Source organism: Flavobacterium sp. NKUCC04_CG, assembly GCF_019345525.1.
Classification (GTDB): Bacteria; Bacteroidota; Bacteroidia; order Flavobacteriales; family Flavobacteriaceae; genus Flavobacterium.
On record NZ_JAHKRA010000001.1, the window covers coordinates 101,085 to 116,971 of the forward strand.

Consider the following 15,887-nt stretch of genomic DNA (forward strand, 5'->3'; position numbering starts at 1 on the left):
TGTGTCTAATTAGGATACAGTCCCTTTTTTGATCGCTAAATGGCAATTCGTAATCAAAATGCAATTCACCAATAACGCACTAGGATTCGTTTTCGTCTTTTTCCTTTAAATGATATACCACCTGATAATTACATTGGAAATACGACGCTTCAACAGCTTCTGACTGCTCTTCTAACTCAGGTGGTGGTGGTGGTGGGGAAAAATTACCAAATTCATCAAAACACTGCATAAAAGGATCATTTGAACTATCGTAATCGGGCCGTTGCCAATCGTATTTATAAGGGCGATGATAATCCGGCACTTCTAAGGAATAACACAAGATAAGGCCTCCAATAAATCCACTTAAATGCCCTTCCCATGAGATTCCCTCTTCAATATCAGGAAACATATACCAAAACATCCCTCCATACAATACAACTACCGTTAGCGATAAGGCTACCAATCTGTAATAACGCGTTTGTATTCCCTTAAAAAAAATAAAACTCACCAATACATAAATCAACCCACTTGCACCAATGTGATAACTTTCTCTCCCGATCAACCAAGTACCAAAACCCGATAAAGCAATACCCCACAAGAGGACATACCAAAACTGTTGTTTATAAAAATATTGTAAAGCGATTAACAATACAAAAATTGTTATGGAATTGTTGTACAAATGCTTAACACTTCCATGTATAAAAGGACTGGTGAATATACCGATTAAACCGTGAAACGACCGCGGGTAAATTCCCCATTCGTATAACTCTATAAAGTAATTCCAATCCAACCAATACATCCCCCACATGACTACTAAAAATAGTAAGGGCAAGATTAATAGTTGCAAAAGAAATTGGGATTGACTGTTGCTCATTCTTTAAAAATAGAAAACGAATATAATCAATATTGAGCAGACGAAGCACGGAATCGCCTAAATATATATCGCCAAAAGAGAAATAAATTTAGGCATAAATTGTATCTTGCCTTCTTTATTAAAGCCTATTAATGCTCCACAAAAAGGTGAGTATAGCTTTAGCAATTATCGCTTAAAACGTTTACAACCATGCAAATTCCCTTAGCCGAGCGCATTCGCCCACAAGATCTTTCTCAGTATATCGGTCAAGACCACCTGGTAGGTCCCAACGGCGCATTAACCCAACAAATCAAAAGAGGAATCATTCCATCTATTATTTTCTGGGGAACACCCGGCACAGGAAAAACCACCTTAGCCGAAATCATCGCCAAGGTTAGCGATCGCCCTTTTTATGTCTTAAGCGCTATTAATGCCGGAGTTAAGGACGTCCGAGAGGTTATCGAAAAAGCGAAGAAAAATACCGGGATATTTACGGCTCGTAACCCAATCCTTTTTATCGACGAGATTCATCGATTCAGCAAATCACAACAAGACTCTTTACTCGGTGCTGTGGAAAGAGGCTGGATTACTTTGATCGGGGCCACTACAGAAAACCCCAGTTTTGAGGTGATTCCCGCACTTTTATCGCGTTGTCAGGTGTACACCTTAAACCCCTTTACTAAAGCCGACTTGGAGGCGCTATTAGAGCGAGCCATCAAACAAGATGTGCACTTGCAAAAAAAGAATATCATCCTTTCAGAAACAGAAGCACTGTTTCGAATTTCAGGAGGTGATGGAAGAAAGCTTCTCAACACTTTTGAACTCATAGTCAATTCGTCCGTTGGTGATACTTTGGATATCACCAACGAAAAGGTGATGCAAATTGTACAAAAAACCACCGTGTTATACGATAAAACCGGCGAACAACATTACGATATCATCTCTGCATTTATTAAATCCATACGCGGCAGTGACCCCAATGGAGCACTATATTGGCTAGCACGAATGATTGAAGGCGGTGAAGACGTCAAGTTTATTGCACGTCGTTTGTTAATATCGGCTTCTGAAGATATTGGCAATGCTAATCCAACAGCCTTAATTATGGCCAATAATATCTTCCAAGCAGTTGCTGTTATTGGAAACCCTGAAAGCAGGATTTTATTGAGTCAATGCACCGTATATCTAGCTACATCACCCAAAAGCAACTCCACTTACTTAGCCATAGCCAAAGCACAACAAACCGTTAAGCAAACAGGAGATTTACCCATACCTATCCATTTGAGAAATGCACCGACCAAATTGATGAAGGAACTCGGATATGGCGAAGACTATAAGTATGCGCACGATTATACCAACAATTTTGTAACTCAAGAATTTTTACCCACAGAAATCAGTGGCACCACTTTCTACGAACCAGGAGATAACGCACGCGAAAAGGGAACTCGCGAGTTTTTGAAAAATAGATGGCAATTGAAGTATAGGTATTAAGGCTGATACGCGGATGGGCGGATGGGCAAATACGCCGATACGCCGATACGCCGATACGCCGATACGCCGATACGCTGATACGCTGATACGCTGATACGCTGATACGCTGATACGCTGATACGCTGATACGCTGATACGCTGATACGCTGATACGCTGATACGCTGATACGCTGATACGCTGATACGATGATACGCTGATACGATGATACGCTGATACGCTGATACGCTGATACGCTGATACGATGATACGCTGATACGCTGATACGCTGATACGATGATACGATGAGACAAGGATGGGCAGATCAAATTTTCCTCGATCTAAGAGTGATTAATTTATCTAAATGTCGATTTACCACTCTCGAATAACGTTTACTGATTACAGATTACTAACTTTTTCACCTTGCAGATACGCGAATAGGCCTGTAGTCGAATAAGCTGTTAATTCGAGGCATTCACCTCGAGTTTTAGACAAAAATAAATAAGATTAATTTATCACTCTTGCCCAAGTACCGGATTAAAGCGTATACGCGAATAGGCGTGTAGACATATTAATCAGTAACAATTAGAGCAATTGCTTAATCTGCGTTAAAGTGTGTACTTGAATTAATTCTGGACGAAGGGTATTTTTATGCTCGTTAAAATAAATGGTATCCATACCTGCTTTTTGAGCACCATCAATATCCGCAATCAGATTGTCGCCAATCATCACGCTTACTTTAGCGCTGGTTTTAGCCAAATCTAAAGCGAAATTAAAAATCTTCGCATCGGGTTTTTTAACTCCCGCCATTTCTGAATTGGTAACGGTACTGAAATAAGAATCGAGGTTTGAATTTCGAATTTTAAGTTCTTGAACCACATGAAAACCATTCGTAATCACGTGTAAGTTGTAGTTTGGACTGAGGTAATCCAATAATTCAATTGTTCCCTCATACAAATGATTGTACTGAGGTAACATGTCGATATACTGATCAGCAATATTCTCGACTAGCTGGGAAGAAGCTTTAAAAGACAAAGCCTTAAAAGTATCATTTAACCTCCCGAAACGCAGTTGTGACTGGGTAATTTGATTTAAACTATACCGCTCCCAATAGGCTTCATTAATTCCTACATAGTGTCCTAAAAACTCCTTGATGGTAAAAGGCACCTTTTGGGTATTCAATACCGTTTCAAAAGCCAAGGCAGAGTTGCGTTCAAAGTCCCACAGTGTATGATCTAAATCAAAAAAGATATCGGTTTTGTTTTCAAATTTTATAGCCATGATGCTGTTTTTAGAGGAGCAAATTTACAACAACCCCTTGTCCTACCCAAACCTTTATAAGATGTTTTCGTCGGCAAAGCTATAATAGTCTTTTTCGGTAACAATTAAATGATCTAATATCGAAATATCAAATAACAGGGCTGCCTGCTTTATCTTTCTGGTAATGCGTAAGTCGGTTTCACTAGGAGTTAGTTGACCCGATGGATGGTTATGACATAGGATTATGCCAACTGCCTGATGTTCTATGGCCAGTTTAAACAATATACGAACATCAACTACAGTAGCTGTTAAACCTCCTATACTTAGTTTCTGCTGATGAATTATTTTATTAGAATTATTGAGCAATAATACCCAAAACTCTTCGTGAGCTAAATCGCCAATTATAGGTTGCATTAAATCATAGACCATACGACTAGACTCTATCTTAGTCCATAATTTCCCCATTTCTCGTTGCCGACGTTGCCCTAACTCCAAGGCAGCTACTATGGATATCGCCTTGGCCTGACCTACTCCTTTAAATCGCAACAATTGCTTTAAACTTTGCTTGGATAAGTTGCTCAATTTATTGTCGTATTCGTTCAATATCCGCTTACTCAAATCGACAGCACTTTGATCGGTACTACCTGAGCGCAACAATATGGCTAGCAATTCGGCATCACTTAAAGCGGCCTTTCCCTTTAGCATTAATTTCTCTCTAGGCTTATCATCTTCGGCCCACGACTTTATTGATGTTCCCTTATACTCTTTCATAACCAACTACTTAGACAGCTACTAATATATAAAAAACACCCTAAAATCATTTTATTTTTGCTATTCAATTTTCGTTTTTAACAGTAATAAGCTTCCAATAAAAAAGTCCTAATAAAATATTTAAAAGGACTTTTTTATGATATAGATATAAATTATTACAAGCTGTGGCTTACTTTACACTGCTAAAAAGCTCGTTTAAATCAATTCCACCATAATTTCCCGAACTCATAAACAGTACAACGCTGTTGGTTAAATCCAACTGATTTACAAATCCTTTAAATTGATTGGAATCCGTATAAGTCAGCAATCCTTCGCGTTTAAATGCCTTTTCCATTTGTTCGTTTGAAATGGCTTCCAATCGTTTGATTTGAACTGCTTCAGGTGAATAGAATACCACCGCTTGGTCTGCCGCATTTAAAGCTCCTTCATATTCGCTTAGGAAATCGGCATTTAAACTGCTGTAAGTATGCAATTCCAAACAAGCAATCAATTTTCGGTTTGGGAACTGTTGTTTTACCGCTTCAGTTGTAGCGATGACTTTACTTGGCGAATGAGCAAAATCTTTGTAGATTACAGTAGTATCATTTTCTGCAATTTTCTCGAGCCTCTTAGATGCTCCTTTAAAGGAACCGATGGCCTCGTAAAAATCTTCTTCATCGACACCCATATTCTGACAAATCCATTTCGCCCCATTTAAATTGCTCAAATTATGAGCTCCAAATACCTCTAACGGCATAGGACCCTCTGGAGTTTCTAAAAATGTTTTTCCGTTTTCAATAGTATATTTTGGTGTTCCGTAGGGTAGTTTACGGATGGGTTTGGCCGCTTCTTCTACCAATTGAGCAACAATAGGATCTTCTTCATTATAAACCAAAATCCCTCCATTAGTAATTTTGTCTATAAAAATTCTAAATTGATCGACATAGTTTTCAAAAGTGGGAAACACATTGATATGATCCCATGCAATACCGCTAATCAAAGCAATATTTGGCTGATATAAATGGAATTTTGGACGTAAATCTGTTGGTGAGGATAAATATTCGTCGCCTTCCAAAAGGATAAAATCATTTTCCTCAGTCAGATGCACCATACGATCAAATCCTTCCAACTGAGCACCTACTAAATAATCGACCTCGATACCGTGGTAATTCAAAACGTGTAATACCATAGATGTTATGGTTGTTTTCCCATGTGAACCTCCAATAACCACACGGGTTTTTTGCTTGGAATGTTCATATATAAATTCGGGATAGGAATAAATTTTCAATCCCAATTCTTGTGCTTTCAGTAATTCTGGATTATCGGATTTGGCATGCATACCCAAAATAACCGCTTCAATATCTGCTGTTATTTTTTCAGCATCCCACCCCATTTCTTGTGGCAATAATCCTTTGGCTTGCAAACGGGATTTGGAGGGCTCAAAAATAGCATCATCACTACCGGTCACCTGTTCTCCTTTGACATGTAAAGCCAATGCCAGATTGTGCATAGCACTTCCTCCTATTGCGATAAAATGTATTCGCATCATTTTCTTATTTAGTAGATTAATTCCAATGGGTAAATTTACACTTTTATTTTTGTGATAAAATTTTTCCCCAATCAGAATAAAATAATTTTCCTTTAAATTATTGCCCGATATATTTTCTAAAATACCCACATTCGTTAATCACTTCATTGTAAAAGTTGGTATTCGAATACTTTGCTTCCAATTGCTTATACCCTTTAAACGCAATAAAATTTACCGAAGGATAATCGTAATAATTATTGCCTTGATAATACTTATTACTATAAAAAGTATTTCGCTCACATTTAGTCATCATATAGGTACAACGCGCGCGTTGCTCATCATTTGTAGCTGCTTTTAGCGCCATTTGATAATAGGAATTTGCCGTTTTATTACTGTGTAAACGCTCGTTGTTTAACTCTGAAATGTAGTTGCCGTATTCATCCATGATAGGGTTGTCATAAAAAACACGTGCATTACCAAAATAACTCAAATTATAAAATGCATTCCCCAACAACAAAGCATTGTTGTACACATCATCACCTGCTGCTATCTTCGCTTGCATCTCTTGTACTTTCTTTAAAAAGTCGAGCTTACTGTATTTGACTTTTTGAACCGCAACGTGATCGCAGTCGTTACAGTCTTTGATTTTTCCATTAAATGGATTCCCCTGTAATACCGCTATAGTATCAACCTGCGCCATAAAAGCAATCGCCTCAGGAACTTTATTGGCGTAAGTCAATTGAATAGCCTGAAATTCATTGATGTCCGATAACTTAATGCGGTAAATACTCATTCCCAATTTCTCCCAATCACTAAAGTTCCCCTTTTGCATCAAGGTCTTCATCGCGTCCAAATTCACGGTTTTATAATAGTATTCTTTACTAGGTGAAAACAATTCCGCCATCACTTTATCTTTCTGCGCTTCATATAAAGAGGCCACATATTTACGACTCCAATCCAAAGCATAACTATATCGAAACACGCCATCATCAATTGTTTGACTAGGCACGGTTAAATTCAACCATCTAAGCTCTTCTACTAGACTCTTATCTGTTTTGCCGTCTATCTTATCCGTTGCACTTAATTGATTGATTAAACGCAGTAATCGCAATTGATTGGATGCTAATTCTGATTTAGGTGCTGTTTTTTCCACCAAGTCGAATTCTCTTTTAGCAAAGTCGTACTCTTGATTATAAATTGACAGATATCCATTGGCCAAATGCCACAGATAAGGTTTGGTCGTTTTCTGTTCCTTAGCTATTTTTTTTACCAAATTTAAAGCTTCGGAATCCAATTTATTTTTTAGTTCCGAACGATAGGCCTTTGGCGCTTTTATATCGGAATAATACGTATTCAATTTGCTCTCCTCTATATTGACCAAACGGGTCAATAAAAATTCCAAATGCACACTTTTTGGGTTTAGTTTATAAATTTCTTCAATTGCTTTGCGCTCGTTGGTATAGTACCCCAACATGGCCCACAAAGCTACTTTTTCATCGGCCGTTGTCGCCAACTCTAAGGATTGGTCAAAATCCGTTTGTTGCTGTGGTCTAAAATTATAGGCCGTAACCGTTCGAAGCTCTGGGCATTTGTCAAACACAATGCTGTATAGGTAATTGGATTTCGCATATTCCTTAGACCTATAATGCACTCCCGCTACATAAGCCAAACCGCGGTAATACAATAAATTCTTAGGCTGCTTATCTGCAGTAGCATCAAAAAAGCGAATTAGGTCATTTTTATCTTCTCCATAAAAATAAGCTTTCATCGTTTGGAACCAATACCTGTTTTTTAGAAATTCATCAGCTGAGATAGCCTTGTATTTTTTCTCCAAATCCAAGCCGATACTTTTGGATGCAATCGGAATTACCGTTTCTTCATAGTCCCAATAATTATAAGAGGTTGTCGAGAATGCTTCTACGCGTTTAGCATCGGCTAAAAACTTAACAAAGTTTTTTACTCTAGGTTCTTTTATATCCACGCTAGGACGTATAACATTTTTCTTCTTTTTCTCGATGGCGCTATACAAAGTACTAATATCATCGGCGGCATTTTTATCTAACAACAGATAATTAATATCCTCAGCACTCATTACACCTTTTAAATAGTCGTTCCAATCTTGAGTAATATTCGTATTAAAACGCCCAATCCCATCTTCTAAATAACCAATTCCATAGAACTGTTCTTCACTCGAAAAAAACAAAGGACGATAGCTCGGGTCCGCATAGACCTCTGGCGTAAAACTAGAACTGTAGTCATAACCCCAATAGTCGCCTCCTCCACAGGCATAAATAACACCGGCTGAAACTAAGACTGAAAGACTAAAACCCGCTATTAACTTTTTTATAAAATTCTTTTTCATTAGAATAGTTTTTTAAATTTATGGAATCCAAGTCGTAATAGATAATCTCCTTGGGTACTGTTTTAAGATTTTTTTTAATATTTGAAACCATCTTTCTTAAATCAGCCTTTGACACAGTCTCCATCTTAACTTGATCGCCTTGTCTAAAATAGGTACCAAATGCGATTATGTCCTCGTTGATTTCAAAGCGGTTTTTACTTTTTGAAGTAGCTTTTACGGTATTCAACAATTGCTTCTCATTGATTTTTGGAATTAATCCAATCACTTTTTGATTGCGAATGTGAACTCCCCAACCAAATATTGGAAGCGCCACATCTAATGATAAGGGATAAGTGGAGAGACTTTTAATATAACGAGCCGCAATTTGCTCGTCGTAGATGGAATTAAGATCATCACTGGCAACTTGCCCCATATTATAGTACATCAATACACCCTGATCAACATTGGGTACACCCGTTTCTTTGTAATATTTGATTTGATGCAAACGTATAGTGGCCGAGATTTTTAAATTCGCCTTGCGACGCAAAGCGTCGATATACGTCATAAATTGATCTTTACTCTTTAAAGTCCAGTCGCAATCAATTTGAATTTCATCAACGTTAATTAGATTTACCGTATTGATTTTACCAATCATACTCAAAGTTTGATCTGCCAATTCCTCTACATTAACTTGATTATCGAGCATGACCTCATTTTTGACATAAACTACAGGAACGATTTTATAAGAAGTTGTTTTATCCTGAAAACGAATTGGCGACAATGGAACCGCTATACCATCGCGTAGGGCAATATCGAAATACCTCAAATATAATTTACTAACCTCATTTTCTTGAAGCACCTCTTTTTCCGTTGCCGACAACTTAAAAACGGTCTTCCAATAGTAAAACGATACCGCTGGTTTAACTGTCGAAGTACATCCTATAAGCAGTACTACCAAAAGCAGAAATACGTATTTTTTCATCCTTTATTTATAATCACGCAAAAGTACTGATTTATTCAAACATGCCCAAGATTGGCTATTTCTAATTATACCGACCGTATCAAAAATGACAACAGTCCATTTTATAAACAAAAAAAGCCGTTCTTTTTAGAACGGCTTTTGTAAACAATATTTATAGTGATTTAATTAGTCACCAAGGTCATTTCGTCAACAATGTGTTTGGCATCTGCAAACTTGTCAATGATAAACAATACGTAACGGATATCCACGTTGATTGTTCTTTGCAATTTAGCATCGTAGATTACATCTCCAGCCATAGCTTCGATATTTCCATCAAACGCCAATCCGATTAACTCTCCCTTTGCATTCAATACCGGTGAACCTGAGTTCCCTCCAGTAATATCATGATCCGTTAAAAAGTTTACTGGCATATACCCTTTTTTATCCGCATAGATACCGTAATCTTTAGCATTGTAAAGGTCAATTAATTTCTGTGGAACCTCAAATTCGTCGTCCCCAGGAATATTTTTAGCAACCGTTCCTTTTAAAGTAGTGTACCAATTTTCATCTGCATCGTTTACTTTGTTTCCTCTAGGAAGATCAATAACCTTTCCGTAAGTCAAACGCAAAGTAGAATTAGCATCTGGATAGTATTTTCCATTTGGATTTGATTTGCGAATTCCATCAACTAATAAACGATATGATTTTTGGTAATCATTTTCTAAAGCCGCAACATTTTCTGGTTGCTCTCTATATTTATTTAACAGTGCTGTTGAAATCTTTACCAACTCATCATTTTTTAAAGCTGCTGCATCTGGCTTAGCTAAAAAAGCTTCTGCTTTCGCTTTAGAACCGAAGATACTCGTTTCAAAAGCTTTGTTGATTACTGACGTAAAGTCATTGTTATTTGCTTTTCCTAATTCAGCGATATAAGGAGCAATTTCATATCCAGTAGATTTTGTTGCATACAACTTCAATTGCGCACCCAACATTTCTTTTTCTAAAGGCTCGTAATACTCTCCATAAGTAGCTTCAACAACTTCTTTTAATTTAGGTAGCATTTCCTCACGAACTGCTTCAGTTGATGCGGCATATTTTTCAAAGGCACTCGCTAAACGGTATGGCGCAGCAGCCATAGTTGACGTACGTAACATAGTCATCAAATAATTATCGTGACGCGCTTTTTCATTTGTCGCAGCATAATAAGCGTTGATGTTAGCTACTACGTTTCCGTATTTCGCTTTGTTTTCTTTTTTGTTAGCCCATTTATTAAATACAGCTTCTGACTTATCTTTAGTCGCAGCCGTTTTGTGCTCACCTAAAGCCTCAATCATCCCTTGGCGGTTTTTCCAATAGTTAGCTACACCTGCATATTTAGACGCATAATGTAAACGAACTGCAGGATCTTTATCCATGTATTTTTTCATTACATCCATTCCCAATTTAGATCCTTCAACCCAAGCTGGATAAGCAAATTTTACGTTTTGCTCAATACCTTGTGCCGGCATCCAACGGTTCGTTCTACCTGGATAACCTAAAATCATAGAGAAATCACCTTCTTTAATTCCCGTTACAGAAACTGGTAAATGGTGTTTTGGTTTTAATGGTACATTCGACGTAGAATATTCTGCTGGATTACCATCTTTATCTGCATAAACTCGGAAAAGAGAAAAATCACCGGTGTGACGAGGCCACTCCCAGTTGTCTGTATCTCCACCAAATTTACCTATACTGTTTGGAGGTGTCCCTACCAAACGAACATCGTTATAATCTTGATATACGAAATAATAATATTCATTTCCTTGGAAAAATGATTTTACTGAAACGGTGTATTTTCCGCCTTCATCATTCTCTTTTTGAATTTTAGCAATCTCTTGATTGATTACTTTTTCTCTTTCTACCTCAGACATCGCATCGGTTACTTTAGAAAGAATTCTTTTACTCACATCGTCCATTCTCACAAAGAAACGAACCGATAAAGCTTTTGGTTTACGCTCATCAGCTTTGGTTTTTGCCCAAAATCCATTGGTCAAAATATCGTCTTTTGGCGTAGCTAGTTCGGCAATTTTATCATAACCACAGTGATGGTTTGTTAAAACCAATCCTTGATCAGATACAATTTCTGCTGTGCATCCTCCATCAAATTGAACAATCGCATCTTTTAATGAACTATTATTGATGCTGTAAATTTCTTCAGCAGTTAACTGAAGACCCATCTTTTCCATATCTCGTTGGTTTAGACGTTCAATAAACATCAAAAACCACATTCCCTCATTTGCTCTCAGCTGTGCTGGAAGTGCTAATAAAGCTACGGTTAAGAATAAAATAATTTTTTTCATAATTAATTATAGTATGTTATAGCTGCGAAGATAAGTTTTTTCCTCCAATGTATAAAAGCGTTGTTTGAGGAATCTTAAAGGAAAACGCTGTAATATTGTAGTCTTAACAAAAGTTTATGTACAAAAAAAGGTCTTGCTTGGGGCAAGACCTTTTTTTTATGATTTTAATTCGGCATTTAACATCTTCCAAAGGGTGTCTTTCAATTCTGTAAGCCCTTGTTGAGCAATAGAAGAGATAAACATATAAGGAACCCCTTTTAGTTCAATGTCTAATTGTGCTTTTAGCTCTGTTTTCAATTCTTCGTCTAACATATCGGATTTGGAAATAACAAGCAGCCTGTCTTTGTCTAACATCTCTGGATTGTATCGTCTCAACTCGTCCAACAAAATTTCGTACTCCTTTTTAATATCCTCTGCATCGGCTGGCACTAAAAACAACAGGGTTGAATTTCGTTCTATATGTCTTAAGAAATAATGTCCCAATCCTTTACCTTCTGCTGCTCCTTCAATAATTCCCGGAATATCAGCAATTACAAATGATTGAAAATCTCTATAGGCAACAATTCCCAAATTGGGTTTTAATGTGGTAAAAGGATAATCGGCAATTTTTGGTTTTGCTGATGTCAGTACCGACAACAAGGTCGATTTTCCCGCATTTGGAAAACCTACAAGTCCAACATCTGCCAAAACTTTTAGTTCCAAAATGATATCCATTTCTTCAGACGGCAATCCCGGTTGTGAATATCTTGGTGTTTGGTTGGTAGAACTTCTAAAATGCCAGTTTCCCAATCCGCCTTTTCCTCCTTGAGCAATTATTCTCTTTTCACCGTGTTCTGTGATTTCAAATAAAACTTCTCCGGTTTCTTTATCTTTTACAACAGTACCTAAAGGCACTTCAATATATCGATCTACTCCATCAGAACCGGTACTTCTAGATCCACCACCATCTCCACCATGACCCGCTTTTACGTGACGTGCAAATTTTAAGTGAAACAAAGTCCATAGGCCTTCATTACCTACAACATAAACGTGACCTCCACGCCCACCATCTCCACCGTCTGGGCCTCCTTTTTCAATAAATTTCTCTCTGTGTAAATGCGTAGATCCCTTACCTCCTTTTCCTGAAGCAACATATATTTTTACGTAATCGACAAAATTCCCTTCAGTCATCTTTCCTTGTATTATTTTTAATTATAGTTCCGTTATAGATGCTCCTAAAGAATCTATCAAGTGGACTAAGCTTGTGTTTCTGACTGCAAATTTAATTTATTTTCAGCAAAACAGTATAGGTAATCGCAATAAGGTAATTGAATTTCACTAAAGCTGATCAATCACTTGGCTTAAACGCTGAGTGATTTCCTCAATAGTTCCAATACCGTTTACGGCGTGGTATTTGTTTTTAGCTTTGTAATAATCGATTAATGGTGCCGTTTTTTCGTTATACTCAGCATAACGGTTTCTGATTTTCAATTCATCCTGATCATCCGAACGTCCGCTAGTTTTACCGCGTTCTAAAATGCGCTGCACTAAAATATTGTCATCGGCCTCAAGAGCTATAGTAGCTGTTAAATCCCAATTTTTAGAAAGCAACAATTCATCTAATGCCTCAGCTTGCTTGATCGTTCTTGGAAATCCATCAAATAAAAATCCATTACAGTCCTCATTTTTCTCTACCTCATCACGCAACATATCAATAGTGATTTCATCTGGAACCAATTCACCGTTGTCGATAAAAGCTTTCGCTTTTTCACCTAAGGGCGTATTGTTTTTTAAATTAAAACGAAACACATCTCCCGTAGAAATGTGCATTAAATTATATTTTTCTTTCAAAAAAGCAGCTTGAGTACCTTTCCCCGCACCAGGCTTTCCAAATAAAACTATCGTTATCATATTCTTTTATCGTGTATGTTTTTATTTAATTTGATATATCTCTGGTATGTTTCTCCCGTGTTTATCGTAGTCCATTCCATAACCAACGATAAATTTATTGGGAATTTCAAAACCTACGTAATCCAAGGGAATAGTCTTGGTGTATGCTTCCGGTTTTAAACACAATGTAAATATTTTAATTTCCTTAGGCCTGTGTTGTCCAAAAAGCTCTTTTAGAGCTACCAACGTATTTCCCGTATCAACTATATCTTCCACTACGATGATTCTTCTATCCGTAATATCGATATCCAAACCCAATAATTGGTTAACCTGATTGGATGATTGCGTACCAATATACGAAGCCATTTTGACAAAACTCATTTCGCAAGCACTTGAATAGTGTTTCATCAAGTCTGAAACGACCATAAAAGAACCGTTGAGTACACCAATAAACACCGGTACTTCACCATTCATATCAGCTTGAATTTGCTGAGCCAGCTCCTTTAAGCGAACTTGGATTTCGGAAGCCGAAATAAAAGGTACAAAGGTTTTATCTAAAACTTGGATTTCCATAGGGACATAATTGTTCGATTCGCAAATATAATAAATATGAAGCGAAAATTTAAATTCCACGCAAAGAATTACGGATTTATGTTTTTTATTTGTACTCTATTTAAATTTATTACAAAACGCATGGCATCACAACTACGCAGTCGTCTTGAATCTTGCTCTGCCTTATTAGAAAGCAGAACAGCACTCAAAAACCTGGTGTTATCAAAACCCGACTATGTTAATTTGCTTTTTAAAATGGCTATGGATAGCACTTTTAAAAACAATTATCAAGCCTGTTGGATTTTGGAGCTTGTTTTAGCTGAACAACCTTCCTTACTCTACCCTCATATTGCTAGTTTTTGTGATTGCCTAAGCAGCATAAAGCACGAAAGTGCTAAACGCCCTATGGCAAAAATTGCTTTTCTATTGGTCTCGTCATCTGATTTTATCTTAACTCCCTCTCAAAAACAACTTCTAATGGATTGCGCTTTGGAATGGTTAATTACCGACACCAAAATAGCCACCCAATGTTATGCCTTGGATATATTAAGTGAATTGAGTGCCACATATCCCGAATTACTTGAAATCTGTCGATCCATCATCGACCAGAGATACGCTAGTAGTAAACCTTCTTTTCAACGAAGATCAGAAAAGTTTGTACGCCGCCATTTCGGCTCTGTATAGAAAAAGCAGTAAACCGGTTTTAAGCATTTACGGTATGAGTATTTTAAATTATCTTTGCAAAAACACACAACAACAGACAATACTATGAATTATTTTTCTTCTGATTTTAGATTGGGAATTTTAGGGGGCGGACAATTGGGCAAAATGTTGCTTGCTGACGCTCGTAAATTCGATATCGCTACTTTCATTTTAGACCCGAGTTCGGAAGCACCGGCTCAATACGGTGCACATCAATTTTTTAAAGGAGATTTGATGGATTACGAAACGGTTTATCGGTTTGGAAAAAAAGTTTCAGTATTGACTATAGAAATTGAAAACGTGAATTTGGATGCTTTGGATCAATTGGAAAGCGAAGGATTATTAGTGTATCCATCTCCAAAAACTTTACGCCAAATTCAGCATAAAGGCATACAAAAAGATTTTTATAACCTACACCAAATTCCAACTGCCCCATACACCCGATTTGACCGCTTGGAAGATTTGCAAAACCAAGTTGAAACGCAACAAATCTCCATGCCTTTTGTATGGAAATGCGCTCAGTTTGGCTATGACGGTAATGGTGTTAAGGTAGTGCGTAGTCTTTCGGATTTACAGACTTTACCCCATGTGGAATGTATAGCAGAGGTCATGATTCCGTTTAAAAATGAATTGGCTGTTATCGTTGCTCGCAGCGCTAGTGGCGAAATCAAGACTTATCCGGTTGTGGAAATGGAATTTCATCCCGAAGCCAATCAGGTGGAATATGTAATTTGCCCGGCAAGAATTGATTCAAAAGTAGCCGATAAAGCACGTGCTATTGCTTTAAAAGTTTCTGAGAAATTCAATCACGTAGGACTTCTAGCTGTAGAAATGTTTCAAACGGTTGACGATGAAATTTTGGTCAATGAAGTAGCTCCTCGTCCGCATAATTCCGGACATTATTCGATTGAAGCCAGTTATACTTCTCAATTTGAGCAACACTTGCGCGCAATTCTAAACTTACCATTGGGAAATACCGATAGTAAAGTAGCTGGAATTATGGTAAATTTAGTAGGTGGCGAAGGATATCAAGGCGATGTTCATTATAAGAATATGGAAAAAATTCTTCAGATAGATGGGGTTACTCCACACATTTATGGCAAGAGAGAAACCCGTCCATTTAGAAAAATGGGACATGTTACCATCGTCAATGCCGATATGGTGGAAGCCCGTAAAATTGCACAGGTAGTTAAGGAAACAATCGAGGTCATCAGTTTATGATTCAATGCTGCCTTTGATCGACAGCAAGAATTTGCGTTAGAGATGGAAGCGACATCCTTTGCTTTTG

At 37.4% G+C, this 15,887-nt stretch carries 13 protein-coding genes; 3 read left to right on the top strand and 10 right to left on the bottom strand.

All coding sequences use genetic code 11. The annotated features are described in order from the left end of the window. Window positions 1-79 precede the first annotated feature (79 nt). Window positions 80-853: a rhomboid family intramembrane serine protease gene (locus tag KO524_RS00500; protein ID WP_219288114.1), complete on the bottom strand. Its 774-nt coding sequence runs from the start codon at window positions 851-853 to the stop codon at window positions 80-82. Window positions 854-1,042: 189 nt separating this feature from the next. Between KO524_RS00500 and KO524_RS00505 the strand changes: the two genes are divergently transcribed. Then, window positions 1,043-2,320, top strand: a complete 1,278-nt coding sequence (locus tag KO524_RS00505; protein WP_219288116.1) for a replication-associated recombination protein A — start codon at window positions 1,043-1,045, stop codon at window positions 2,318-2,320. A 562-nt stretch (window positions 2,321-2,882) separates the two neighbouring features. On the opposite strand, the gene KO524_RS00510 is transcribed toward KO524_RS00505, so the two are convergent. The 9 genes from KO524_RS00510 to hpt form a co-directional block, all read right to left on the bottom strand. Beyond that, window positions 2,883-3,578, bottom strand: a complete 696-nt coding sequence (locus KO524_RS00510; RefSeq protein WP_219288118.1) for a YjjG family noncanonical pyrimidine nucleotidase — start codon at window positions 3,576-3,578, stop codon at window positions 2,883-2,885. A 54-nt stretch (window positions 3,579-3,632) separates the two neighbouring features. Further along, window positions 3,633-4,328 carry a DNA repair protein RadC gene (gene radC / locus KO524_RS00515; protein ID WP_219288120.1) on the bottom strand — a complete coding sequence of 232 codons (696 nt, stop codon included), beginning with the start codon at window positions 4,326-4,328 and terminating at the stop codon, window positions 3,633-3,635. 169 nt (window positions 4,329-4,497) lie between these two features. Continuing rightward, window positions 4,498-5,853: a UDP-N-acetylmuramate--L-alanine ligase gene (murC, locus tag KO524_RS00520; protein ID WP_219288613.1), complete on the bottom strand. Its 1,356-nt coding sequence runs from the start codon at window positions 5,851-5,853 to the stop codon at window positions 4,498-4,500. Between the two features lie 100 nt (window positions 5,854-5,953). After that, window positions 5,954-8,197 carry a hypothetical protein gene (locus tag KO524_RS00525; protein ID WP_219288122.1) on the bottom strand — a complete coding sequence of 748 codons (2,244 nt, stop codon included), beginning with the start codon at window positions 8,195-8,197 and terminating at the stop codon, window positions 5,954-5,956. Then, a complete protein-coding gene (locus KO524_RS00530; RefSeq protein WP_219288124.1) occupies window positions 8,157-9,158 on the bottom strand; it encodes a hypothetical protein in 1,002 nt (333 codons plus the stop codon). Before KO524_RS00530 ends, KO524_RS00525 begins: the two co-directional genes overlap by 41 nt. A gap of 161 nt (window positions 9,159-9,319) precedes the next feature. After that, complete coding sequence (locus tag KO524_RS00535; protein ID WP_219288126.1) at window positions 9,320-11,476, bottom strand: S46 family peptidase; 2,157 nt, start codon at window positions 11,474-11,476, stop codon at window positions 9,320-9,322. Window positions 11,477-11,632: 156 nt separating this feature from the next. Then, the gene (gene obgE, locus KO524_RS00540) at window positions 11,633-12,646 is read right to left on the bottom strand and encodes a GTPase ObgE (RefSeq protein WP_219288128.1); all 1,014 of its coding nucleotides are present in this window, start codon (window positions 12,644-12,646) and stop codon (window positions 11,633-11,635) included. Window positions 12,647-12,793: 147 nt separating this feature from the next. Further along, the gene (locus KO524_RS00545; protein WP_219288130.1) at window positions 12,794-13,366 is read right to left on the bottom strand and encodes an adenylate kinase; all 573 of its coding nucleotides are present in this window, start codon (window positions 13,364-13,366) and stop codon (window positions 12,794-12,796) included. 21 nt (window positions 13,367-13,387) lie between these two features. Further along, window positions 13,388-13,918 carry a hypoxanthine phosphoribosyltransferase gene (hpt, locus tag KO524_RS00550; RefSeq protein WP_219288132.1) on the bottom strand — a complete coding sequence of 177 codons (531 nt, stop codon included), beginning with the start codon at window positions 13,916-13,918 and terminating at the stop codon, window positions 13,388-13,390. 120 nt (window positions 13,919-14,038) lie between these two features. Between hpt and KO524_RS00555 the strand changes: the two genes are divergently transcribed. Next, window positions 14,039-14,581, top strand: coding sequence for a hypothetical protein (locus KO524_RS00555; protein ID WP_219288134.1), 543 nt, complete (start codon window positions 14,039-14,041; stop codon window positions 14,579-14,581). 84 nt (window positions 14,582-14,665) lie between these two features. After that, on the top strand, window positions 14,666-15,820 hold the full coding sequence (locus KO524_RS00560) for a 5-(carboxyamino)imidazole ribonucleotide synthase (RefSeq protein WP_219288136.1): 1,155 nt from the start codon (window positions 14,666-14,668) through the stop codon (window positions 15,818-15,820). Window positions 15,821-15,887 lie beyond the last annotated feature (67 nt).